Source organism: Duganella sp. Root1480D1, assembly GCF_001427305.1.
Lineage (GTDB): Bacteria > Pseudomonadota > Gammaproteobacteria > Burkholderiales > Burkholderiaceae_D > Rugamonas.
This window is the reverse complement of the sequence record NZ_LMFZ01000016.1, coordinates 16351-40881: the sequence shown is the minus strand read 5'-3', so window position 1 is coordinate 40881 and position 24531 is coordinate 16351. Positions and strand designations below refer to the sequence as shown.

Sequence of the window (24531 nt, the reverse complement as noted above, 5' to 3'; positions counted from 1 at the left end):
CTTCTTTCGCTTACTGAGTCTTTTTAACCGTTACGCCAACAGTCTTGGAATAGGTTGAGATTTCTCCCACCGCTGCCCCTGCTGTACCGAACACGTGCACACCGATTGGCTTACCGCTGATTGTTGTCGGGCCTTCGAATGCATTGCTTACACTGAAGACCTGTACGCCCACAGGCTTCCCTGTCACCGCGACACCACCATTAAATACGTTCGGTGCAAAGAACACTTTCACGTCGACAGGTGCGGACACGATTGGACCGATGACGGTGCCGTCGGCAATGCTGCCGACATAGACCGGGAATTTGATCGTGGCGAGGGTGGGGGACGTGGCAGTCAACATGGTGGTGCCGACTTTCAGTCCGCTTAGCGTGACGGTGGCCTGCTGCGCTCCGGCCGGGATTGTCAGCCGCGCAGGCGATACCGTCGCAATATCCGGGTCATCCAGCGCCAGGGAAAGGTCGTGCGCGATCACGTCCGCAGACGACAGTCGCAATGTGACACTGTTGGCTTGCGCGTTTGGCGCGATCGATATCTGGGCAGGGTCGGTCGAGACAGCCGGCGCGCCATTGACGACGCTCAATTTGACCGTAGCCGACGTATCCGGCGCCGTTGCATTGGTCACCAGCAGCGCCTTCTCGCCGAGCGGTGCCTGTTGGACCGCTGTAAGCTTGAAGTTGGCCGTGGTTTCCGTAGTTACCAGGTCGCTCAGGGTCATGCCTGAGTCCTGCGGCAATGCGATGTTCGCACCATTCAGGTAAGTCCCCGTCATCTGGAAAGCGGCGCTGGTACCAACGCGCAGGTAGGACGGCGTCATGCTGCTCACGCGCACGGTTGGCCGGGCCGGAATCACTTCCAATGCAGCCGGCAACCGCACCAGGCCGGCTGCAGTCTGCAGGGACAAATTCACTTTGCCGGCAGGCTGATCACGTGTGACAGCGATGCGCACCGGCACACTGCTATCGCTCGCGCCCGCGATGATCGCAACAGTTACGCCGGCGGCGTCGGCAGTGACGCTCTCCGCACCTGCCAGGCGCGAACCGCTAAGCACAGCATCGATCATGTCACCCTGTTGGACAGTCGTTGGGCTTACCGCATTGATCTTTGGACGGGCGCCGACCGAAACTTCGCCTGCGGCAACCACATACGGAATGCCGCGCAGATTCCATTGCACGCTGCCGCTGATATCGCCCGCGGGCACACTGATGCCGTTCACTGCATTGCCAGAAGCCTGCAAGCCAACGCCGCTCGGCGAGGAGCGCAAATCCATCTGCACTGCGGCACCGCTGCTGTGGCGGATGTCCACGTAATTGAGCACGGGCGAAGCCCCCTGGATGAGGATGCCTTTGCCGTAATTGACCTGTACCCATTCCAGTCGCGTGCTGGCGGACGTCCCTTCGAGGAAGCTGACATTGCCCCAGGCGCCAGCCGCAGGGCTGCCGCCCGGCATATCGGTGGATGCGGTCAGCACAATCGGGGCTGCCACGGTACCGACCGCCCGGAGGGCGCCTTCACTCACTACCAGGTTCGCATTTGCACCCAAGCGCACCGTGACGCCAGGCTCAATCGTCAGGACGGCTCCTGCCTCGATCGCAACGTCAGCATCGACCATATATGGGCTGCCGCGGGCGCCCCACGTCTGGTTCGTGCGGACGGGCCCTGACACGGTGGTCTGGGCGTGCGCCAGCCCGGTCAGCAGCAGCGCGCCGATCGCAGCTCGCGCCGGTGGCCGCAACGCGGCCCAGATGACTTTCAAAACCAAACAAACACCTCGAATTCCGGCGCAGAACAGGCATCCCGCTCTGCGCACTAGTTCTGCTGCATATCGCAAAAAAATTGCAAAAACAAAGTCGTAATGGCAAGCACTCTTTTTATCCGCGCGTTGGGGCGCGATCAAATACCTGCGAGGGATGCCGCCGGCACCTTGTATTCCTTGCCGCTGACGGTGATCAGGGTGGCCAGTTGTTCGCCGGCGCCCAGAACGGACTCCAGGCGTACCTGGGCGACCTGTTCGTTGCCGGCCAGTGGGGCCATGGCGACGCCGTTGGACTGCGAGACGGTGAAGGTCACCGAAGCCTGGACAACGTTGGCGCCACGGCCAAGATCTACGTCGACCGTCGTCGTCCCATTGTCAGTCGTGCCGGTTGTCGGCGGTGCCGAGAACAGGACTGGTGTTCCAAGCGGTGGCAGCAACTTCACTACTACAACACTTCCTACCGGGATTGCTTTGGTGGAAATGACCACCGGGACGATGGTGGTAGCGCTGGACAGGATCAGGTCGTTGTAACCATTCGGATTGGCAGGCACAGCTTGACCGGCAACGCTTACGACCGACAGCATTGGTACGCCGCCCGGCATGACGATTGGGCCGGGAACGTCGCTGGTGTAGGACGGCGACGTGTTACTTGTGAACTGCAGATTCACAGCTTCGAGGCGAATCCGGCCGGGGGACCCGTAAACACTTCTTGGGTCTGCTGAACAAACGTTATATCTCGTTCCCGCGTTATCTACATTTGCATAACCAGCGATGTTTCCGCCGCCTCCGTCAGCTTTCAACGTACCAGTGCCCGAGATGGTCGTTGCCACTATGCGAATTGCGCCGCCACTACCGCCGCCGCCGCGCGAACCGGGTCCTGGCCCAGTACCACTTGTAGTGAATTCGCCGTTGCCACCATTCGCGGAAATCAATCCGGTGATATTGATCGTTCCGTCAGCCGCGATGAGGAGTGCACCGCCGCCGCCGCCGCCGCCGCCGCCCGGCAAGCGCGCACCACCCGCACCACCACCACCGCCAGACCCGCCGACCAACGGCATGAGGTTGCTATTGCTGTATGCCGTCACGCCTGGGGTCGTACAGGTATAGGTGACGTTACCAAGAGCAGGGATGCTGCTGCCAAATGCTGCGCCGGTTGCGGGGCTAACGTGTATATAGTCTTGTTGCCCCCATCCGTATGCCCCGGGTTTAATTGCGGTCCCAGGCAAGCCACCGCCGGGGCCAAAGCCGGCGCGCCCTGTATTGGGACTCTTTCCTCCAAACGTCCACAACGATGCATCGGCAACAGCCCCGCCTTTGCCACCGTCATAACCCCCAGGTCCCGCAATTCCGCCAATGCTGTAGTTGAAGACGCTCGTTGGGGTTGCACCATCTATCGATATGGTGCCGGCGATGGTGGCATCGCCGGAGACCAGCATGGTGACCGGCGTGTTCCTGCCATTCTTCTTGAACGTAACAGTGACGCCAGCGGGAATATTCATGCTCGTGTAGTTCAGCACACCGCTTTCAGGCAATTGCACACTAACGTTGGCCGTTGGGTTGAATGCGCCGTCCGCGCCGGTGCTGCCGCTCGTCACACCGGCCAGGCTGACGCTCGCGCTCGACAACAGTACTGCGGCCAGGCTGGCTTTCGCTATTGGCATGCTTGTTTTCATCTCTGTTCCTTTTCCAAATATTCTGTAATTCATTCGCGCAATTCGACGCTTACTGGCGGTGAAATGATGGTCGTGTCGGAGCTATTCAGATCGCGCATGAGCACTACGCCAACCGGACTGGCATTAACCACGCCTCCCGGCACGGTCCCGTGATGCAGGAGAACGATGCCGACAGGTGGAGCAATTGCGACGCTATCCGGGGCGAAGCCGCTCGACAGCACGACGCCCACCGGCCGCGCGAGGACTGGATCAACCAGGGTGTTGTTGGCTACGCTGCCGACGTAAATCTGGTAGCTGATCGGCTGCAGTGTGGCCGAAGTCATGTTCAGCAAGGCCGTACCAACCTTCAGGCCAGATACCTGCACAGTCGCTTGCAGCTGGCCGCGCGGAATGGTGATCGACGCTGGGGTCACCGTGGCAATGGTCGGATCGGACGAAGACAACGCGACGGTGTTGTCGATGGAGTCGGCGGCGGAGAGGCGGATCGTTACCGTGTTGTTCCTGCCGTTCGGGAACAGCGAGATCGGCGACGGGTCGGTGTCAATGCGCGGAGCACCGTCGATAACGGTCAATGCCGCGGTGGCGGTGGAGTCGGGCACCGAGGGGTTCGCGACTTGCAGGGTCCTTTGGCCCGACACGGCGTCCGCCGCCGCGGCAAGTGTGAAGGTTGCTTGTGTTTCGGTCGTCTGCAGGCCGGACAAGACCAAGCCGGAATTCGCTGGCAATGTGACGGTTGAGCCATCCAGGTATGTGCCATCCATACGGAAGCTGCCGCTCTCGCCGCGACGCAGGATCGATGGCGTCAACGAGGTTACGCGCACAGTCGGTTTGAATGGAAGGACCTCCAGCCCTGCAGGGAACTTCACCAGGCCGGCCGCTGTTTGCAGTGCCAACGTTACCTTGCCTGTTGGCTGTTCCATGGTCGCGGTAATACGCACCGGCACAATGGTTGTAGTGGCTCCTGGTCTCAGGGTCGTGCTAACCCCGGCCGCGTCGACGGTCGCATTGTCGGCACTGTCCAGGCGAACGCCGGTGACGACCGCGTCAATGGTCTCGCCTTGCTGGATCGTTGCCGGCGCAATACTGCTAATCGAAGGACGTTGGCCAACCGAGACTTCGCCCGTCGCCACCACGTATGGGATGCCACGCAGGTTCCACTGTACATTGCCCGTAATATCTCCAGACGGCACGCTGATACCGTTCACCGCATTGCCGGAAGCTTGCAAGCCAACGCCACTTGGCGACGAGCGCAAATCCATCTGGACCGCCGCGCCGCCGCTATTGCGGACGTCGACGTAATTCAGCGTGGGCGAGGCTCCCTGGATGCGGATGCCCTTTCCGTAACTGACCTGCACCCATTCCAGTCGCGTAGCCGGCGAGGTGCCTTCCATGAAGCTGAGGTTGCCCCATGCACCTGGCGCCGGGCTCCCGCCTGGGGTGTCGCTGGAAGCCGTCAGGATAATGGGCGTTGCCGAGGAGCCTTCCGCACGCAGGGTGCCACTGCTCACGACCAGGTTCGCATTTGTCCCCAGGCGCACCGTCACGCCAGGCTCGATCGTCAGGACAGCGCCCGCTTCGATCGCAACGTCAGCATCGACGATGTAGGGACTTCCGCTCGTGGCCCAGGTCTGGTTCGTGCGGATAGGTCCCGAGACGGTGGTCTGGGCATGCGCCAGGCCGGTCAGCAGCAACGCGCCGAGCGCGGCCCGCGCTGACGGCCGCAGAGCGGCCCAGATGACTTTCAAAACCAACCAACACCTCGAATTCCGGCCCGAAACGAGCATCCCAATGCGCAATAGATGTGTCTATTACGCAAAAAAGTTGCAAAAATTCAAAATAGTAGATAGTTGGTAATATTTCGTCAAGGAAAATAATTTTATTTTTGCATCTCTTTTGTGCAATTCTCAAAAAATTAACATGAATTGCCCGAATTCCACTTAAAGACAGAGATAGATGCGGTTGGCGAGATCGAGCATAAAGGCTGGCTGCAGGTAGGCCAAGAACGCCAGCGCCAGGACGGTGGTGGCGAAAGCCCAGAGCCCGAGATGGAGCAGCCGCTGTTTCATGTCAGGCTGCCTTCAGGTCGGGCTCGCTGCGCGCCAGCGGGCGCTCGTCGATCGGCAGGTTGGCCAGGCCGGCGAAGATGCCGAGGCCGAGCGTGATGCCCCACACCACGTCGTAGCTGCCAAGCTTGTCGAACAGGTAGCCGCCCAGCCACACCCCGATGAAGCTGCCCACCTGGTGCGACAGGAAGACCACGCCGGCCAGCATCGACATATGCTTCAAGCCGAACACGCCGGCGATGATGCCGTTGGTGAGCGGCACCGTGGCCAGCCACAGGAAGCCGATGGCCGCTGCGAACAGGTAGACCGACCACTGCGACAGCGGCGCCAGCAGGAACAGGCCGATCACCACCGAGCGCGCGAAGTAGATCGACGAAAGCAGGTAGCGCTTCGGCATGCGGCCGCCCAACTGGCCGGCAGTAAAGGAGCCGAAGATGTTGAACAGCCCGATCAGCGCCAGCGCCATGACCGCCACGCCCGGCGTGGCAATGCCCTTGTCCTTCAGGTAGGCCGGCAAGTGAGCGCCGACGAACACCAACTGAAAGCCGCATACGAAATAGCCCGCCACCAACAGCAGGAAGGAGCGGTTGCCGACGGCTTCGCGCATTGCCTCGCCCACGCTCTGGTGGGCGCCGCCGGTCGCTACTTCGTGCCTCGGCTCGCGCAGGAAGTTCGTCATCGGGATCATCAGCAGGAACACCACGCCCGCCAATGCATAGAAGGCGTGCTGCCAGCCGATGGTGGAAATCAATTGCTGCTCGACCGGCATCATCAGGAACTGGCCGAAAGAGCTGGCAGCGCCCGACACGCCGAAGGCCCAGGAGCGCTTTTCAACCGGCGCCGCGCGGCCGATGATGCCGCTCACCGCACCGAAAGCGGTACAGGCCAGGCCGAGGCCAATGAACACGCCGGAGCCGATGATGAACAGCGTCGGCTGGGTTACCGTGGCCATCCACAACAAGCCCGCCATATAGGAGAAAGCGCCGGCGATCACCACGCGCTGGGTGCCCCAGCGGTCCGCCACCATGCCGGCGAAGGGGCCGAAAGCGCCCCACAGCAGGTTTTGCAGCGCCAGCGCCAGCGAATAGGTTTCGCGGCTCCAGCCATTAGCCTGCGAAATCGGCTGCATCCAGAAGCCGAAACCATGGCGCACGCCCATCGCCAGCGTCAGCACGACACCGGTCGCGAGCAGGATCGTCTTGAGATTGAGGTGGCGGTCGTTGCTTGGCATGGCAGGCATCCTGGCTGGCAAAGAAAGCCAGTGTAAAGGATGCCGCCGAATCCTGCTGGCGACCGCCGAAACGGCTTTAGCGCTTCCAGTAGCTCATGCGGCCGGTCATGATGATGTTGCCGGCGCCGGTCGCCATGTCTTCGCCGCCCTGCAACTGGCCGCCGCCGCTGGCAAAGATGTACTGGCCGGTGCCGCCGACGATCTGGAAAGTGGCGCTATTGAAGACGTAATTGGTACCTTGGCCGGTAGGCACGAACTGGCCGCTGTAGTTGGCGTAAATCTGGTCGCCGGACACGGTCATGAGGATGAAGCGGCCGCGGCTGAAGTTGTAGATGTTGCCGTCCGGCGTGATGCAGTCGCTGCCGACGTAGACGACACGGCCCAGCAAGGGGCTGCTGCCCTGGCCGGTGATGGTGCCGCCGAATTGGGAAGGGCAGCGGGCAGACGGCCCGGGTACTTCCTGGATCACCCCAGTAACTTGAAGATCAGTAGTAACCCATTGTGCCGAAGCGGCGCCGGATGCCAATGCCAGCGCCACGCCGCCTGCCAGCTTCAGGATTGCTTGATGCATACCACCCTCCATCCAAAGTTAAAAATACGATAATAACTTTATGACAATTTTAGGGCTAATACTTTTTTGTAAAGAGTTGTCGTGTGGCGCGCGCGCGTCAATCCTCGCTTCAGTCGACGCTGTAACGCACGCCAAGCTGGGCCCGCAACTCATCCAGCACGCCCATCAGCGCCACGGTTTCATCGAGCGGCATCTGCGGGCTTTCGAGCAGGCCTTCGCGCAGGCAGCGTCCTACTTCGATCGCCTCATGCGCATAGCCGTTGCCGATGCGCGGGAAGTGGAATTCGCGTTCACTGCCATCGTTCAGGACGACGGTGAAACGCTCCGCGTGGTGGAAACGTCCATGCAGGCGCAGGAATCCCTTGTCGCCGCCAATGCTCAGCGTGGCCGGGGTGCGGGCATTCAGGCTGCAGCCACATGCCGACAGCGCCCCGTCTTCATGATGCAGCGTGAAATTGGCTTGCACATCGACGCCGGCCGGCGTCAATTCGCCATAGCCGCGGACACCTTTGACAGGCCCCAGGAAGAAGGCTGCCATCGACAGCGGATAAATGCCCAGGTCCAGCAGAGCGCCGCCGCCCAGCGAGGGGTTGAACAGGCGATGCTCCGGGCCGGCGTTGGCCACGAAACCCAGGTCCGCCTGCAGGTTGCGCACGTTGCCGATCTCGCCCATGTCGATCATGCGCTTGGCTTCCAGGATGGCTGGCTGGAAGCGGGTCCACATGGCCTCCATCACGAACAGCTTGCGCTCGCGCGCCAGGTCGGCGATTTCCTGCGCTTCGCGGCGGTTCAGGGTAAAGGCCTTTTCAACCAGCAGCGCCTTGCCGCCCTTCAGGCACATGATGGCATTTTCGTGGTGCATGGCGTGCGGGGTGGCGATGTAGATGACATCCACGCCGCCGTCATCGGCCAGCGCCTGGTAGCCGCCATGGGCGCGCTTTGCGCCATACTCCCTGGCGAACTCGGTAGCGCTATCTAAGCTGCGCGATGCAACGGCCGCCAGTTCGACGTCAGGCACCTCGCGCAGCGCTGTGGCGAAGGCCTTGGCGATCTTGCCGGTGCCGAGGATGCCCCAGCGAATAATCTTGTCCATTCAAAGCTCCTTTTCAAGCGGGCTTCCGCTTTGGGCGGAATACCGTGTCGTCTGCGTAAAAAGCGTCATCCTGCTGCGGCCACCAGCCGGGAATGCCCAGCACCGGCACCGGCGTGAAGCCGCCCTTGGCCAAACCTTCGCCGGCCAGGCGCGCCGCTTCCGCACTATCCAGCCATGCGCGGCGGCCGGCATCGTCCTGCGCCCAGTAATCGTCTCCCGCCCGCACCACGCGGGTGTGGGCGGTGATGGCTTTATAAGGCGCCACCAGCTTTTCCATCAGCGCGTGGCCGAACAGCCAGACTTCGGCGTCGCGGCCGAACATGGGGGCGCACTGCACGAAGGCTTCGCGCCAGCGGTGGTTACGCAAGGCGTCCACCAGGGCTGCGCCTTCGGCGTCGTCGCGCACCACCAGCAGCGCCGAGTTTTCGTCGTAAATAGTAGCAGCATCGCGCGCGGGACCGCGCGATTTGCCCACGCCATCGAGCGCGATCTGCGCCGCCTGCAAGGCGTTGAGCTGGCGTTTGATGAGCGGGAAAGTCAGCCACACCAGGCCGTTGAAGAAATCGTGCAGGTTGTCGCGGGTAGGCACCTGGCCGGTGGCGCCGATGAATTCTTCGTAGGCCGTGCCTTCGGGCAGCGCGGCTTGCGGCACGAAGCGCAGCGGCTGGCCTGCGTGGTTGACCAGCGCCAGCGCGTCAGCCTGCTCGCAGAACGGCCGTACCACGCTGGGCTGGGAGAGGTCGATGCGGGAAGCTGCATCGCGCACCGAGGCATACCAGGCGCGCGACCAGTCGATTTCCTGGAACACTTGGAGCTTTAGGCCATTTTCCAGTTGATCGTTTCGCCGGCGTTCAGCGGGATCAGCCTGGAATCGCCGAATGGCAGGTCGGCCGGCAGCGTCCACTGCTCGCGCTTCAGCGTGATGGTGCCATTGTTCGGCTCCAGGCCGTAGAAGGCCGGGCCGTTCAGGGAAGCGAAGGCTTCCAGCTTGTCCAGTGCGCCGGCACGGGCGAAGACCTCGGTGTACAGCTCCATGGCGTGCAGCGCGGTGTAGCAACCGGCGCAGCCGCAAGCGGCTTCCTTGGCGCCCTGCGCGTGCGGCGCGGAGTCGGTGCCGAGGAAGAAACGCTCGTCGCCGCTGGTGGCCGCGGTCACCAGCGCCAGGCGGTGCTCCTCGCGCTTCAGCACCGGCAGGCAGTAGTAATGCGGGCGAATGCCGCCCTTGAAGATCTCGTTGCGGTTGTACAGCAGGTGGTGGGCGGTGATGGTGGCTGCGATCGGGCCTTCCGCTTCCGCCACGTATTGCGCGGCATCCTTGGTGGTGATGTGCTCGAACACGATGTTCAGTGCCGGCAGGTCCTTGCGCAGCGGGCGCATGACGCGTTCGATGAACACGGCTTCGCGGTCGAACAGGTCGATGTCCTGGTCGGTCACTTCACCGTGCACCAGGAAGGGCATGCCAACTTCCTGCATGGTTTCCAGCACCTTGTAGCACTTGGCGAGGTCGGTCACGCCGGCGTCGGAGTTGGTGGTGGCGCCAGCCGGGTACAGCTTGACTGCATGCACGAAACCACTGTCGGCGGCGCGGATGATCTCGTCCGGCGAAGTGTTGTCGGTCAGGTAGAGCGTCATCAGCGGCTCGAAATCCAGGCCTTGCGGCAGAGCGGCCAGGATGCGGTCGCGGTAGGCGGCGGCCTGCGCCACGGTGGTGACAGGAGGTTTCAAATTTGGCATCACGATCGCACGGCCGAACTGGCGCGCGGTGTCCGGCAGGACGCTGGCCATGGTGGCGCCGTCACGCAGGTGAAGGTGCCAGTCGTCCGGGCGGGTGATAGTGATGCTGTGCGGGATCTCGAAGTCACTCATGGCTGCAGGCTTTCATTTAAAACGAATCCCGACATTTTACCTGCTGTACCGCATGGGCCGCGAGAATATGCGATATTGGCGCTTCCCCCCGCAATCCTTTGAGGAGGCAAGCGATGGCTAGCAAGAACACAGTCTGCCTTTGGTACGACGGCGACGCACTGGATGCCGCCACCTTCTACGCAAAAACCTTCCCCGATAGCGCCGTCGGTGCAATCAACCGGGCGCCGGGCGATTACCCGGACGGCAAGCAGGGCGACGTCCTCGTGGTTGAGTTCACGGTCGCCGGCATCCCATGCATTGGCCTGAACGGCGGCCCCCTTTTCAAGCACAGCGAGGCGTTCTCATTCCAGATCGCGACCGACGACCAGACGGAAACCGACCGCCTTTGGAACGCCATTGTCAGCAACGGCGGACAGGAAAGCGAATGCGGCTGGTGCAAGGACCGCTGGGGCCTGTCATGGCAAATCACGCCGCGCGTGCTGATGGAGGCAATTTCCGATCCCGATCCCAAGGCAGCCAAGCGGGCTTTCGATGCGATGATGGACATGAAAAAAATCGACATCGCGAAGATCGAGAAAGCGCGGCGCGGCCCTGCTTAGCCGGCGGGCGGAGCGGGATGCTCCTCCGCGTAGCGGCGGGCCGATTCCAGCATCGTGTCCAGTTGGTTGCGGTCGTAGATCTTGCCGTGGCTGATCACCATGCGCACCTTGCGGGTGTTGGCGATGTCCTGCAGCGGATTGGCGTCCAGCACCAGCAGGTCGGCTGCCTTGCCCTGGGCGACGGCGCCGTAGCGCTCCTGCTTGCCGAGGAAGCGCGGGCCATTGATCACCGACGCTTGCAGCGCCTGCTGCGGCGTCAGGCCGTATTTGACGAAGATGCCCAGTTCGTCATGCAAGCCCTGGCCCGGATAGTCGAAGGAATTCAGGAAACCCGCATCGGTTCCGGCGATGATGTTGACGCCTTCCTGCTGCAGCAGCGGCAACAGCGACGCCGCTTTCTCGTAAGACGCGTGGCGGTAGGCGATGGCGGCCGCATCATCCTTGGCGGCGCGCTGCACGCGCCATTCGTAGGTTTTGCGCAGGCCCTTGCCGATGTATTTCAGGTACGGGTCGTTGGCGTGTTCATCCTGGTCCAGGTAAGCGGTGACTTGCGAGCCCACCAGGGTCGGGGTGATCGACATGCCCGCTGCGGCCATGCGGCGGAAGGTGGCGCGCGCGGTCGCTTCATCGAAGCTTTCCAGGCTGGCGCGCATCGCTTCCCGGCCGGTGATCCTGCCTTCCGCGACCTGTGCGGTCAGTTCCGCTTCACGCGGGGTTGAGCCGCGCAGGGCATAGGCCTGGTGCTCAATGCTGCCCAAGCCGGCCCGCATCGCCTGGTCCAGCGTGAGCTGTACCGGCAGGTGGCCCGAGGTCTGCATGCCGCGTGCCTTGGCCTGGCGTACCGCTTCCAGGAAAATCTCCGGCTTCATGGTGTTTTCGGTGATCTTCACGAAGTCCACGCTGCGCGACTGCAGGTAGTCCAGCGCCTTGCTGACTTCTTCCGGCGTGCCGACTTCGATGGTGCCTTTCCACAGCGGCTTGTAGCCCTCCAGTTTCGGGCCAGATGCCAGGATGGTCGGGCCAAGCAGCTTGCCCTGGTTGATCAGGTCGCGCCAATCGAGCACGGTGTCGGAGAGGTCGCCGGCACAATCGCGCACGGTAGTGATGCCGTGCGCGAGGTAGAGGTTCAGCAGCTGCTTGTTCTCTTCGATCAGGGCCGGCCCGCCGCCAAAGTGCACATGCGTGTCCCACAGGCCCGGCATCAGGTATTTGCCCGTCAGCTTGACGGTTCGCCTGGGTGAATAGTCCCTTAGCCTTGCGTTGTCGACAACGGCGATGATGTCGCCACCCTTCAGCAGCACGGCCTTGCCTTGCACCAGGCGGCCGGAAGCCACGTCGACAATCGTCGCCTGGGTCAATGCCACGTCTGCAACCACGCGTCCCGCAGCGTGCGCGCTACCGAATGCCCCCAGCACAAGCAAGGCGCCAACCGAAAGTTTAGTCATCTTCATGCACCACATGGTACACACGCGACATGCCGCGCACCAGGCTGCGATACAACCCGAAACATATGAAAGCCCGGAGGAGCGCAAACTTTCGATGAGTCAGTAAATGATCGCGATGCGCCGCTGCATGCGGCGCACCAGCCACGACATCAACGTGCACAGGATGAAGTAGACCACGGCCACGAAGACGTACATTTCGACCAGCCGCCCATCGCGCTGGGCGATCTTGCTGGCAGCGCCAACGAAGTCGGGGACGGATAGCACATACACCAGCGATACGTCCTGGAACAGCACGATCGTCTGCGTCAGCAGTACCGGAAGCATATTGCGGAAAGCCTGCGGCAGCACGATCTGCGACATGGTTTGCCAGTAATTCATGCCCAGCGCCTGCGCTGCCTGAAATTGCCCTTTCGGGATGGCCTGTATGCCGCCGCGCATGATCTCGCAGTAGTAGGCGGCCTGGAACAGGGTGAAGGTGACCAGCGCTGACAGGAAGGTGCCGACTTTAACTGGCTCCGAAGCGCCGATCATCCACGCAGCGATGTAGGGCACCAGGAAATAGAACCAGAAGATCACCAGCACCAGCGGCACGGCACGCACCAGGTTTACATAGACTGCGGCGGCCAGCGACAGCACGCGCAGCGACGACAGGCGCGCCATCGCCAGCAAGGTTCCCAGCGCCACGCCGCCCAGCATGGCCAGCACGGTCAGCTTGAGCGTGAACACCATGCCCACCCTGAACAGGTAGACCCACGAACCGGCAATCACGCTGAAATCAAAGTTCGCGAACATCACGCTGCCCTCCGCGCTTCGCCGCCCAAGGTTCCGGGCAGCGCGAGGTGCCGCTCAAGCAAGGTCATGCCGGCAACGACAATGATGTTGGCGATGACGTAGATCACAGTGGCGGCGGCAAATGCCTCAAAAAACTGGAAAGTAAATTCCTGCATCGAGCGCGCGCTGGCGGTCAGCTCCATCAAGCCGATGGTCAGCGCCACCGAACTGTTCTTGATGATGTTGAGGAACTCGCTGGCCAACGGCGGCAGCACGATGCGCAAGCCAAGCGGCAGCAGCACATATTGGTAAGCCTGCACGCGCGACAGTCCCAGCGCCAGCGCAGCCAGGCGCTGGCCGCCGGCGAGCGCGTTGATGCCGGCCGCCACCTGCACTGCCACGCGGGCGGACGTAAAGAAGCCCAGGCACAGCACGGCCGTGACAAACGGTGCGTTGGGCAGGGCCTTCAGCCAGTCGCCTGCCGCGCGCGGCAATAGCTCGGGCAGCACGAAGAACCACAGGAACATCTGCACCAGCAACGGGATATTGCGGAACACTTCCACCCAGCAGATGGCGCAGCAGCGCAGCCAGCGACTGGGGGCCGTGCGCAGCGTGCCGACCGCTATGCCTAGCGCCAACGCGATCACCCAGCCGGCCAGCGAGGTGGCCAGCGTCCAGGCCAGGCCGGACCACAGCGTCTCCCAATAACTGTGCACACCGTCCGGGGACAGCTCCCAGAAGATGCGCCAGTTCCAGTTGTAGTGCATGCTACCTGTAGGCTGCGGGGTCCGGCGAATCGGTCGGTTTTGCCAGCACGGCCTTCAACCTGGCCGGCATGGGGAAGTTCAGGTTCACGCCGCGCGGCGGGATGGGGCTCATGAACCATTTCTTGTAGATGCGCTGGATCTCGTCGGACTGGTAGACCTTGCGCAGCGCTTCATCGACCGACTTTTTGAACGGCATGTCGTTCTTGCGCAGCATGATGCCGTAGGGTTCAATCGACATCGCCTCCTTGCTGACGGCGAAATCGACCGGCGCCTTGGACGTGGCGACTTGCGCCGCGAGCAGGATGTCGTCATTGGCCTCCGCTTCCGCGCGCCCGGTTTCCAGCATCAGGAACGATTCAGGGTGGTCCTTGCCGATCAGGATCTTCATGCCAAGCTTGCGCTCATTATTCAGAATCGTCATCTGCTTCAGCGTGGTGGTGCCGGCGGTAGCCACCAGCACCCTGCCTTTCATGTCGTCCAGCGCCTGGATATTGGCCGACTTCTTGGCCAGCAGGCGGCTGGAGATCACGAACATGGTCGGCGCGAACGCCACCTGCTGCTGGCGTTCCGCATTATTGGTAGTGGAACCGCATTCGAGGTCGATGGTGCCGTTGGCCATCAGCGGGATGCGGTTGGCGGAGGTGACCGGGTTGTAGGCCACCTTCAGCCCCGGCATCGCGAGCTGCGTTTTCAGGTGCTCGACGACTTTCAGGCACAGGTCCACCGAGTAGCCCTGGTACTGCTGCTTGTCATCGAGGTAGGAGAAAGGGATGGAGCCGTCGCGCACGCCCAACACCACCTGGCCGGTGCGTTTGATTTTGGCGAGGGTGCCGGTGGGCTCCTGGGCGCTGGCCGCTGCGGCCAGGCAGAAAAGTGGAAGCAGGCGCAGAAAGGTCATGGTGTCCTCCGCTGGCGGGGACGACGACCCGCCCTGTTAGTGGATGATACGCGCTAAAAAGTCCCGTGCGCGCTCGGAACGCGGCGCGCCGAAGAATTCGTCCTTGCTGCAGTCTTCCAGGATGCGGCCTTTGTCCATGAAGACCACGCGGTTGGCCACCTTGCGGGCGAAGCCCATTTCGTGGGTCACCACCATCATGGTCATGCCGTCCTGCGCCAGCCCAACCATAACGTCCAGCACTTCATTGATCATTTCCGGATCCAGGGCGGACGTCGGCTCGTCGAACAGCATGGCAATCGGGTCCATCGCCAGGGCACGGGCAATCGCCACGCGCTGCTGCTGGCCGCCGGAGAGCTGGTTCGGGTATTTGTCCTGGTGCGCCAGCAGGCCGACGCGGTCGAGGTACTGCAGGCCCTTTGCATTGGCCTCGTCTTGCGAACGGCCCAGTACCTTGACCTGGCCCAGGGTCAGGTTTTCGCGCACCGTCAGGTGGGGAAACAGCTCGAAATTCTGGAAAACCATGCCGATGCGGGCGCGCAGGGCCGGCAGATCGGTGCCTTTGGCGCCGACTGATGTTCCATCGACAATAATTTCACCCTTCTGGAACGGCTCCAGCCCGTTAACTGTCTTGATCAGCGTCGATTTGCCCGAACCGGAGGGTCCGCAGATCACCATGACGTCGCCCTTGGCTACCTCGGTGCTGCACTCTGTGAGCACCTGAAAGTTGCCAAACCATTTACTTAAGTCTTTAATTGCGATCATCTTTTTCGGGTTTCAGCAGTTTTATTCTTGCTTGACAGTGGCCTAGAACCGCAAGGATACTTCGGGACTTGCTTAATAGCTCATCAAATAGCTATTCATTCTAACGGCAAATCCGCCCTACTTCAGGAATCTTGCTTATGGCCAACAAAAACCGCCTGACCACATATATCCTCGTCGGCCTGGCGCTGGGTATCTTCACCGGGTACGCCATCAATGTCTCGCAAGCGGCGCCACAAGCGACCAGCTTTGCGGAGTACATGACCCTCATTACCACCCTGTTCCTGCGCCTGATCAAGATGATCATCGCGCCGCTGGTGTTCTCGACCCTGATGGTCGGCATTGCGCGCATGGGCGACACCAAGGAAGTTGGCCGGGTCGGCATCAAGACCCTGGGCTGGTTCTTCATCGCATCCGTGCTGTCGTTGACGCTCGGCCTGATCATGGTGAATCTGTTCCGTCCGGGCGATGCGCTGCTGGGCCATATTCCGGCCGACGGTGCTGCCGCTGCGGCTACGCTGCAGACTTCCAGCCTGTCGCTGAAAGAATTCATCACCCACCTGGTGCCTTCCTCGATCATCGACGGCATGGCCAAGAACGAGATCCTGCAGATCGTGGTGTTCTCGCTGTTCTTCGGTACCGCTGCCGCTGCAGTCGGAAAAAAAGCGGAACCGCTGATCGACGCGGTCGACGGCGTGGCGCACATCATGCTGAAGGTAACCGGCTACGTGATGCAGTTCGCACCGTTCGCCGTGTTCGCCGCCGTTGCCGGCACCATCGCCAAGAGCGGCGTGGGCGTGCTGCAAACCTACGGCGTGTTCATGGCGGAGTTCTACCTGTCGATCGGCGTGCTGTGGGCGATCCTGATCTTTGCCGGCTTCCTGTTCCTGGGCAAGCGCGTGCTGAAGCTGATGTCGGAAGTCAAAGAGCCAACCCTGCTGGCCTTCTCCACCGCATCCTCCGAAGCCGCTTTCCCGAAAACCCTGGAAGGCCTGGAGCGCTTTGGCGTGCGTAACCGCATTGCGGCATTCGTGCTGCCGATCGGCTACTCGTTCAACCTGGACGGTTCGATGATGTACTGCACCTTCGCGACGGTATTCATCGCGCAGGCTTACGGCATCAATATGGACCTGGGTACCCAGGTCACCATGATGGCCGTGCTGATGCTGACCTCCAAGGGTATGGCTGGCGTGCCGCGTGCATCGCTGGTGGTGATTGCCGCGACCCTGTCGCAGTTCAAGATTCCCGAAGCCGGCCTGGTGCTGCTGCTCGGCATCGACCACTTCCTGGACATGGCGCGTTCCGCCACCAACGTAGTCGGCAACTCCATCGCCACCGCCGTTGTGGCGAAATGGGAAGGCGAACTGACCAGCACCGACGACCGCGAACTGTCGGATCGCCCGCTGCCTTAAGGCATCAGGCCTCCAACATAAAAGTCGGGGTCAAAAGTCGGGGTCAGCTCCGGCAATCGGACAAAATGTCCGATTGCCGGAGCTGACCCCGACTTTCTTTATGCACTGTTCTTCAATAGCTGGTGGTAGAAGCGGATCATGTCGGCGTAGCCTTTTACCGACATGCGTTCGTTGGTGCCGTGGAAGCGCGGCAGGTCTTCCGGCTTGGCGCGCACGGGGCCGAATTTCAGCACGCTGTCGCTCATGCTGTCGAAGTAGCGCGAGTCGGTGGCGCCGATCATCAGGCCGGGGGCGACGACCACGTCGGGGAATACCTGGCGGATGGTGCGGTTCATCGCTGTAAAGGCCGCCCCGTCCTGGCGTGCCACGCGCGAGGCTTCGGTATTGAAGTCGCCTTCCGGCGTGATGCGGATCTTGTCGTTGCCGATCACCTGGTGCATATGCTGCTCCACGCCAGCCAGCGTGTCGCCCGGCAGCAGGCGGAAGTTGACGGTGGCGCTGGCAGTGCCGGGCAGGACATTGTCCTTTACGCCGGCGTTGACGATGGTTAGCGCGGTGCTAGTGCGCACCAGCGCATTGACACTCGGCGTTTTGGTCAGCATGCGCTCCAGCATCGGCTTGAACAGCCAGAAGTTAGACAGCGCGACGCGGTTCATGCCCGTCATTTCAGGCGCCATCATCTCAAAACTTTGCTGCGGCAGGCCGGCCATGCGCACCGGCATCGGGTGCGCTTCCAGCGCGACCAGGGCTTTGCTCATCATGCCGATGGCAGTGTCCTGCGGCGGCATCGAGGAGTGGCCGGGTGCAGTTTCCAGTTCCAGTTTGTAGCTGGCGTAGCCTTTCTCCGCCACGCCAACCATGGCGGCGCCGGGCTGCAAACCCGGCACCATGCCGTGCACGATCATCAAGCCTTCATCCAGCACGTATTCGAGTTTGACGTTGCGCGATTTGAGCAATTCGGCGATCTTTGCCGCGCCACGCTTGCCGCCGACTTCTTCGTCGGCGCCGTAGGCCAGGTAGACGGTGCGGCGCGGCTGGAAGCCGGCGGCCAGCAGCATTTCGATGGCTTCCATCTGGGCGAACAGGTTGCCCTTGTCGTCCCACGAACCGCGGCCCCAGATGAAGCCGTCTTTCACTACGCCAGCGAAGGGTTGCTGCTCCCAGTTCTTTTCCGTGCCGGGCGCGATCGGCACCACGTCCTGGTGCGCCATCCACATCACCGGCGCGGCGTTGGCATCGCTGCCTTGCCAGGTGTAGAGCAAAGCCTTGCCGTTGACGTTCTCGCGTGTCAGCGCAGCATGCAGGCGGGGAAAGCTGGCTTGCAGGTGGGCGTGCAGCTTGTCGAATTCGGCGGTGTTGGCGTCGGCATCCTTGTAGTCGGAAATGGTGACGAAGCGCAGGGCTTCGCCCAGGCGCTGCGCTGCTGCGGTTTCGTCGATCGCCAATGCAGGCGCCTTCTCCACCACCAGCTGTTTGCTGCCGCTGCGCGCCGTATTGACGCCGACTGCGGCTGCCAGCACGCCGATCGCCGCAAGGGCTGCTGCCAGAACCTTTTTCACCGCCATCGCCGTCCTCCTCTTAGTTGACCAGCTCGCCGGTAGCCGGCGAAGTCTGTTCCTGTTCGCCGCGCGCTTGCTGGCGCTCCCACATCTGGGCGTACAGGCCTTCGCGTGCCAGCAGTGCCGCGTGCGTGCCGCGCTCTACAATCTTGCCGTGGTCGAGCACCAGGATCTGCTGGGCGTCAGCGATGGTCGACAGGCGGTGCGCGATCACCATCGTCGTGCGGTTCTTCGCGATTTCCTTCAACTGCGTCTGGATCGCCTGTTCGGCCTTGGAGTCGAGCGCGGAGGTGGCTTCGTCGAAGATCAGGATGGCCGGGTTCTTCAACAGGGTACGGGCAATCGCCACGCGCTGCTTTTCGCCGCCGGACAGCTTGAGGCCACGTTCGCCGACCATGGTTTCATAGCCATCCGGCAGGCTGGCGATGAAGTCGTGGATCGAAGCGGCGCGCGCGGCGGCAATGATCTCGTCCTTGCTGGCACCGGGGCGGCCGTAGGCAATGTTGTATTCGATGGTGTCGTTGAACAGCACCGTATCCTGCGGCACGATGCCGATCGCGTGGCGCAGCGAGTGCTGGGTGATATCGCGCAAGTCCTGGCCATCGATCGTGATGCTGCCGCTGTTCACTTCATAGAAGCGGTACAGCAGGCGCGACAGCGTCGACTTGCCGGAGCCGCTGTGACCCACCACGGCCGTGGTAGTACCGGCCGGGATCGCAAAGTCCACGTCGAACAGGATCTGGCGCTTGGGGTCGTAGCTGAAGTCCACATGGTTGAAGCGTACTTCCGCGCCCTGCGGCTGCAGCGGCCTGGCGTGCGCCGCATCGTCCACTTCGCGGTTCTCGTCCAGCAGCGAGAACAGGCGTTCCATGTCCGCCAGGCTTTGCTTGATCTCGCGGTAGATCACGCCGAGGAAGTTGAGCGGGATGTAGAGCTGGATCATGAACGCGTTAACCAGCACCAGGTCGCCCAGCGACATTTTGCCGTCGATGACACCCTGCGTTGCGCGCCACAGGATCAGCGTGACCGCGATCGCGATGATGGCCGACTGCCCCGTATTCAACAGCGACAGCGAAGTCTGCGACTTGACCGCCGCCTTCTCGTAGCGCTGCAAGCCTTCGTCATAGCGATTGGCCTCGTAGTCCTCGTTACCGAAGTATTTGACGGTCTCGTAATTCAGCAGCGAATCGATAGCCTTGGTATTGGCCTTCGAATCGAGGTCGTTCATGGTGCGGCGGAAGTGCGTGCGCCAGTTCGTCACCAGGATGGTGAACGTGATGTAGATCACCAATGCCGAGAAGGTGATCACGGAGAACCAGATATCGTAATGCGTGACCAGGTAGCCCAGCACCAGCGTGATCTCGACCAGCGTCGGCAGGATGTTGAACAGCGTGTACGAGATCAGGGAACTGACGCCGCGCGTGCCGCGCTCGATATCGCGCGTCATGCCGCCCGTCTGGCGATTCAGGTGGAAGCGCAGCGACAGCGAATGCAGGTGGCGGAACACTCTCAGCGCGATGGTGCGCACGGCACGTTGCGTCACGCGCGCGAACAGGAATTCGCGCAGCTCCGTGAACATGGTGGTGGACAGGCGCAGCAAGCCATACGCCACCAGCGTTGCCAGGGGCAGCACCAGCAGCGCATGCGGGTCGCCCGGCTTGACGGTCATGTCGTCGACCAGCTGCTTCAGCACAACCGGCACGCCAACGTTGGCAGCCTTGGCGCCCACCAGCGCCAGCAAGGCCGCCAGCACGCGCCATTTGTACACCCACAAATAGGGCAGCAATGTTTTCAGAGTGGCAATGTCGCCGCGCTCTTGGCTAGGCGGAGGTGGTGGGGTATTCGAATAACGTCGCATACGTGCGTTGGCTGGCTGGTTTAAAATCCCATCAATTGTAGTCCTTCATGAGAATTTGCGATGACCTCCCAAGAACAAACCTCCCGCGGCCTCCCTCCTGGAAAAATGCCTGAACTGCGCGTGATGCCCTCGCCGTCCGACGCCAACGTGTACGGCGACGTGTTCGGCGGCTGGATCATGGCCCAGGTCGACATTGCAGGCTCCCTGCCCGCCACCCGCCGCGCCAATGGCCGCGTCGCCACCATTGCCGTGAACTCCTTCCTGTTCAAGCACCCGGTGTTTGTCGGCGACCTGCTGACCTTCTATGCCGACATCGTCAAAGTCGGCAACACCTCGATCACCGTCAACGTGGAGGTCTATGCGGAGCGCAACCGCCTGCAGGCAAATATCGTGAAGGTCACTGAAGCGACGCTGACATATGTCGCCACCGGTCCTGACCGCAAGCCGCGCCCAGTGCCGCCGCTTGAATCGCTGCTGTAATTCATGCATGACGGTCGCCGCCTCCTGCTCCAGGCTGCGGCCCGTGCCGCCGCGCTGGCAATGTTGGCGCCCCACCTTCCCGCTCAGGCACGCAGCGCCGCCAACGGCGCCTACCCTTTCACGCTGGGCATTGCCTCTGGCGCGCCGCTCCCCGATTCCGTCATCCTCTGGACCCGGCTCCTGCCCGATCCGCTGAACGCCGCATCGATGCCGCCAGTCGCACAGCAGGTGCGCTGGGAAGTCGCGCACGACGAAGCGTTCACCCGTATTGCAGCAAAAGGCACGGCAGTCGCGGCGCCGGCACTGGCGCACAGCGTCAATGTCGACGTGCGCGGCCTGCAGCCGGACCGCTGGTACTGGTACCGCTTCATGCTGGGCGACGCGGTCAGTCCCGTCGGCCGCACGCGCACGGCGCCGGCGCCGGGCAGCACCCCGGCTGCGTTGAAGCTGGCCGTCGCATCCTGCCAGCATTGGGAATTCGGCCATTACGCCGCACACCGCCATATTGCGCAAGCGGCACCGGACCTGGTGGTCTTCCTCGGCGACTACATTTACGAGTGGGGCCCCTACAGTTTGCAGCATCCGGCCTCCGCCCTGCGCCGCAACGAGAGCTTCACGCTGGCGGAGTACCGCGCGCGCTATGCGCAATACAAGAGCGACCCCGACCTGCAAGCCGCGCACCATGCCGCGCCCTGGCTGCTGACCTGGGACGATCACGAAGTGGCCAACGATTACAGCCCGACGCGCGACGAACTGCTGTCGCCGGACTTCGTGCAGCGCCGCGCCGCTGCCTACCAGGCCTACTTCGAACATCAGCCGCTGCGCGCCCAGCGCATCTACCAGCGCTACGACTGGGGGCAATTGGCGCGCTTCCATGTGCTCGACACGCGCCAATACCGCTCGATACACGCCTGCCAGCCGACCGGGCGCGGCGGATCCAGCTCGGTCTATCGCCGCTCCTGCGCCGCCCTGGCCGATCCGCGCCGCACCATGCTGGGCGGCGAGCAGGAACAATGGCTGGCGCAGGGCCTCAAGGAATCAAAGGCGCGCTGGAACATCATTGCCCAGCAAACGCTGATGGCGCAGATGTCGCAAGTCCCGCTGGCCAGCGACAAGGATGGCCGTTTCTGGACCGATGGCTGGGATGGCTATGCCGCAGCACGTGGTCGCCTGCTGGATGCAGTGCGCAACGCACGCAATCCGCTGGTGCTGTCCGGTGACGTGCATACCTTCTTCGCCGCCGATTTGCGGCGCGATCCAACGCGTGCGGCCAGCGCCGGCAATCCGGTAGTCGCAACGGAATTCTGTGGCACGTCTGTCACGTCCAGCTCGCGCCCGCAAGAGCGCACGCAGCAATTCGTCGACATGAACCGCGATTTGCATTTCGGCCGCAGCGACAGGCGCGGCTTCATGCTGCTGGACTTGCGCCCCGACCGGGCTGCGATGGCATTCCAGGCGTTGGACAATGTGCGCGATGCGAATAGCGGCTTGTCCACGCTGGCATCGTTCTCCGTTGCCGACGGCAAGCCGGGCCCGCGCCGCGAAAGCTAAGCGCGGAAAGGCGCACTTTCCTCCTTGCGCCGCGCAGCCAGCCCGGCATGCGGCATCAAGCGCCCTTCCACCGGAGCGCTGATATTGCGCAGCATGGCATCGGCCGCGCCATCGAAATCGCCGCAATCGATACGGCGCAACACCAGCATCGCACCGCCGGCACCAAGGTTGTAGGTGTAGCTGACCAGCGCATCGAACTGCGCTTGCGTGAGCGGATGGTGGCTGACCTGGCGCTGTACTGCGCGTTCTGCGCTGCGCACGGACAGGTCGAAAGCTGCTTCGACCTGGTCGGGGGTCATGCCGGGACGGGAGACTTCGTAGTAGCCGAGCAGGCCTTCGCGCTGACGCAGTGCGCGGCGGCCTTCGGTACTGAGGATGAGTGCGAAATTGTAAAGAAGGCGCATTGGCTCTCCGGAGGCTGCTCAGGTGGTGCATTCCACTTTACAGCCGGTCCGGAGCCCTATTCTGCGCCAGGTCAACGCTACCGGCTTATGCTGCTTTCTTCTCGTCGCGCAGTTGGCGGCGCAGAATCTTGCCGACGTTGGTCTTCGGCAGTTCATCACGGAACTCAATGTACTTCGGTTTTTTGTATGCGGTCAACTCGTGTTTGCAGAACTCGAGCAGCGCTTCCGCCGTCAGGTTCGGGTCCTTGCGGACGACGAACAATTTCACCGCTTCGCCGGAGTTCGCATCAGGTACACCAACGCAAGCCACCTCCAGCACGCCTGGGTGCGCCGCCACCACGCCTTCCACTTCGTTCGGGTACACATTGAAGCCCGACACCAGGATCATGTCCTTCTTGCGGTCGACGATGCGCACGAAGCCCTTGTCGTCCATGATGCCGACGTCGCCGGTCTTGAAGAAACCGTCAGGGGTGATCGACTTCGCGGTTTCGTCAGGACGGTTCCAGTAGCCAGCCATCACTTGCGGGCCGCGGATCGCGATTTCGCCGGCGGAGCCCAGCGGCACTTCCTTGCCATCGTCGTCCAGGATCGCCACTTCGGTGGACGGAATCGGCACACCGATGGTGCCGGTGAATTCCTTGATGTCGACGCGGTTGGCAGTCGCCACCGGCGAAGTCTCGGACAGGCCGTAGCCTTCAATGATCGGGGTGCCGGTGACCTTCAGCCAGCGGTCTGCCACCGACTGCTGCACTGCCATGCCGCCGCCGTTGCAGATCTTGTAGCTGGAGAAGTCCAGCTTGGAGAAGTCCGGGTTGTTCAGCAGCGCGTTGTACAGCGTATTCACGGCCGGGAACACGGTCACCGGATACTTGGCCAGCTCTTTCACGAAACCCGGGATATCGCGCGGGTTCGGGACCAGGATGTTCATGCCGCCCAGCTTCCAGCCCATGAAGCAGGAAATGGTCAGCGAGTAGATGTGGTACAGCGGCAGTGCAGCGACGAAGACCATCTGCTTGTCGCTCGGCGCCATCTGCAGCCAGGCTTCGTTCTGCAGCATGTTGGCCACCACGTTACTGTGCAACAGCACCGCGCCTTTCGACACGCCGGTGGTGCCGCCGGTGTACTGCAGGAAGGCGATATCGCTTGCTTTCTGGTCGACCGGTTTCAGGGTCAGGCGCGAACCTTCGGACAGCACCTGCTTGAAGGTGACGTGGCCAGGGATATTCCAGGCCGGCACCATCTTCTTCACGTTGCGCACCACGAAGTTGACGATCATGCCTTTCAGGCCTCCCAGCAGGTCGCCCATCGAAGCCACGATCACATGCTTGACCGGGGTTGATGCCACGACTTGCTGCACGGTGGTGGCAAAGTTCTCCAGCACGATCACGGCTTCGGCGCCGGAGTCGTTCAACTGGTGCTGCAGCTCGCGCGGCGTATACAGCGGATTGACGTTGACCACCACGTAGCCGGCGCGGATGATGCCCGCCAGCGCGACCGGGTATTGCAACACGTTAGGCAGCATGATGGCGACGCGCGCCCCCGGCTTCAGGCCCTTGGACTGCAGCCAGGCACCGAATTGCTTCGACAACTGGTCCACTTGGGAGTACGTCAGGAACTTGTCCATGCAGACGTAAGCATTGCGGCTTGCGTACTTCTGGAACGACTCCTCCATCAGGTGGGTCACGGAGCGGTACTGCGAAACATCGATCTCCGCAGGAACGCCTTCAGGGTAGGACTTCAGCCAGATTTTTTCCATCGTATTGCCTTTCGTGTGCCTT

Annotated in this window: 22 protein-coding genes; 4 read left to right on the top strand and 18 right to left on the bottom strand. The window is 62.2% G+C overall.

All coding sequences use genetic code 11. From position 1 onward, the window contains the following. Positions 1 to 10: 10 nt before the first annotated feature. The 9 genes from ASD58_RS17000 to pyrC form a co-directional block, all read right to left on the bottom strand. Positions 11 to 1759, bottom strand: a complete 1749-nt coding sequence (locus ASD58_RS17000; RefSeq protein ID WP_156401325.1) for a hypothetical protein — start codon at positions 1757 to 1759, stop codon at positions 11 to 13. Between the two features lie 131 nt (positions 1760 to 1890). Next, positions 1891 to 3426 (bottom strand): hypothetical protein, encoded by a 1536-nt coding sequence (locus ASD58_RS31295; RefSeq protein ID WP_156401324.1) that lies wholly within the window; start codon positions 3424 to 3426, stop codon positions 1891 to 1893. Between the two features lie 29 nt (positions 3427 to 3455). After that, a complete protein-coding gene (locus ASD58_RS16990; RefSeq protein WP_162253029.1) occupies positions 3456 to 5171 on the bottom strand; it encodes a hypothetical protein in 1716 nt (571 codons plus the stop codon). Positions 5172 to 5363: 192 nt separating this feature from the next. Continuing rightward, positions 5364 to 5492 carry a hypothetical protein gene (locus ASD58_RS32560; RefSeq protein ID WP_255357332.1) on the bottom strand — a complete coding sequence of 43 codons (129 nt, stop codon included), beginning with the start codon at positions 5490 to 5492 and terminating at the stop codon, positions 5364 to 5366. A gap of 1 nt (position 5493) precedes the next feature. Further along, positions 5494 to 6720, bottom strand: a complete 1227-nt coding sequence (locus tag ASD58_RS16985) for an MFS transporter (RefSeq protein ID WP_057262370.1) — start codon at positions 6718 to 6720, stop codon at positions 5494 to 5496. 76 nt (positions 6721 to 6796) lie between these two features. Further along, entirely contained in the window at positions 6797 to 7291 is a 495-nt protein-coding gene (locus ASD58_RS16980; protein ID WP_057262358.1) for a hypothetical protein, read from the bottom strand. Positions 7292 to 7400: 109 nt separating this feature from the next. Then, positions 7401 to 8384 (bottom strand): Gfo/Idh/MocA family protein, encoded by a 984-nt coding sequence (locus ASD58_RS16975; RefSeq protein WP_057262357.1) that lies wholly within the window; start codon positions 8382 to 8384, stop codon positions 7401 to 7403. Positions 8385 to 8397: 13 nt separating this feature from the next. Continuing rightward, the gene (locus ASD58_RS16970) at positions 8398 to 9192 is read right to left on the bottom strand and encodes a DUF3025 domain-containing protein (protein WP_057262356.1); all 795 of its coding nucleotides are present in this window, start codon (positions 9190 to 9192) and stop codon (positions 8398 to 8400) included. Positions 9193 to 9200: 8 nt separating this feature from the next. Next, positions 9201 to 10250 carry a dihydroorotase gene (gene pyrC / locus ASD58_RS16965; RefSeq protein ID WP_057262355.1) on the bottom strand — a complete coding sequence of 350 codons (1050 nt, stop codon included), beginning with the start codon at positions 10248 to 10250 and terminating at the stop codon, positions 9201 to 9203. Between the two features lie 113 nt (positions 10251 to 10363). On the opposite strand from pyrC, the gene ASD58_RS16960 reads away from it, so the two are divergent. After that, positions 10364 to 10849, top strand: coding sequence for a VOC family protein (locus ASD58_RS16960; RefSeq protein WP_057262354.1), 486 nt, complete (start codon positions 10364 to 10366; stop codon positions 10847 to 10849). Here ASD58_RS16960 and ASD58_RS16955 read toward each other — a convergent pair. The 5 genes from ASD58_RS16955 to ASD58_RS16935 all read right to left on the bottom strand — a co-directional run bounded on the left by ASD58_RS16955 (position 10846) and on the right by ASD58_RS16935 (position 15492). Beyond that, entirely contained in the window at positions 10846 to 12294 is a 1449-nt protein-coding gene (locus ASD58_RS16955) for an amidohydrolase family protein (RefSeq protein ID WP_057262369.1), read from the bottom strand. The genes ASD58_RS16960 and ASD58_RS16955 overlap by 4 nt on opposite strands. Before the next feature lie 99 nt (positions 12295 to 12393). After that, positions 12394 to 13086, bottom strand: coding sequence for an amino acid ABC transporter permease (locus tag ASD58_RS16950; protein WP_057262353.1), 693 nt, complete (start codon positions 13084 to 13086; stop codon positions 12394 to 12396). Next, positions 13086 to 13832, bottom strand: coding sequence for an amino acid ABC transporter permease (locus tag ASD58_RS16945; RefSeq protein WP_057262352.1), 747 nt, complete (start codon positions 13830 to 13832; stop codon positions 13086 to 13088). Before ASD58_RS16945 ends, ASD58_RS16950 begins: the two co-directional genes overlap by 1 nt. 1 nt (position 13833) lies before the next feature. After that, on the bottom strand, positions 13834 to 14730 hold the full coding sequence (locus ASD58_RS16940; protein ID WP_057262351.1) for an amino acid ABC transporter substrate-binding protein: 897 nt from the start codon (positions 14728 to 14730) through the stop codon (positions 13834 to 13836). A 36-nt stretch (positions 14731 to 14766) separates the two neighbouring features. Continuing rightward, a complete protein-coding gene (locus tag ASD58_RS16935) occupies positions 14767 to 15492 on the bottom strand; it encodes an amino acid ABC transporter ATP-binding protein (protein ID WP_057262350.1) in 726 nt (241 codons plus the stop codon). A gap of 137 nt (positions 15493 to 15629) precedes the next feature. On the opposite strand from ASD58_RS16935, the gene ASD58_RS16930 reads away from it, so the two are divergent. Then, complete coding sequence (locus ASD58_RS16930) at positions 15630 to 16901, top strand: dicarboxylate/amino acid:cation symporter (RefSeq protein WP_057262349.1); 1272 nt, start codon at positions 15630 to 15632, stop codon at positions 16899 to 16901. Positions 16902 to 16999: 98 nt separating this feature from the next. On the opposite strand, the gene ASD58_RS16925 is transcribed toward ASD58_RS16930, so the two are convergent. Further along, the gene (locus ASD58_RS16925; RefSeq protein WP_057262348.1) at positions 17000 to 18466 is read right to left on the bottom strand and encodes a M20 family peptidase; all 1467 of its coding nucleotides are present in this window, start codon (positions 18464 to 18466) and stop codon (positions 17000 to 17002) included. A 13-nt stretch (positions 18467 to 18479) separates the two neighbouring features. Then, the gene (locus ASD58_RS16920; RefSeq protein WP_057262347.1) at positions 18480 to 20318 is read right to left on the bottom strand and encodes an ABC transporter ATP-binding protein/permease; all 1839 of its coding nucleotides are present in this window, start codon (positions 20316 to 20318) and stop codon (positions 18480 to 18482) included. Between the two features lie 60 nt (positions 20319 to 20378). Between ASD58_RS16920 and ASD58_RS16915 the strand changes: the two genes are divergently transcribed. Beyond that, positions 20379 to 20798: an acyl-CoA thioesterase gene (locus ASD58_RS16915; protein ID WP_057262346.1), complete on the top strand. Its 420-nt coding sequence runs from the start codon at positions 20379 to 20381 to the stop codon at positions 20796 to 20798. 3 nt (positions 20799 to 20801) lie between these two features. Next, positions 20802 to 22349 carry an alkaline phosphatase gene (locus ASD58_RS16910; protein WP_057262345.1) on the top strand — a complete coding sequence of 516 codons (1548 nt, stop codon included), beginning with the start codon at positions 20802 to 20804 and terminating at the stop codon, positions 22347 to 22349. On the opposite strand, the gene ASD58_RS16905 is transcribed toward ASD58_RS16910, so the two are convergent. Together ASD58_RS16905 and ASD58_RS16900 are read right to left on the bottom strand one after the other, a co-directional pair. Next, on the bottom strand, positions 22346 to 22753 hold the full coding sequence (locus tag ASD58_RS16905) for a glycoside hydrolase family protein (RefSeq protein WP_057262344.1): 408 nt from the start codon (positions 22751 to 22753) through the stop codon (positions 22346 to 22348). The two genes, ASD58_RS16910 and ASD58_RS16905, sit on opposite strands and share 4 nt — an antisense overlap. An 85-nt stretch (positions 22754 to 22838) precedes the next feature. Continuing rightward, positions 22839 to 24509 carry a long-chain-fatty-acid--CoA ligase gene (locus ASD58_RS16900; protein ID WP_057262343.1) on the bottom strand — a complete coding sequence of 557 codons (1671 nt, stop codon included), beginning with the start codon at positions 24507 to 24509 and terminating at the stop codon, positions 22839 to 22841. Positions 24510 to 24531: the final 22 nt, after the last annotated feature.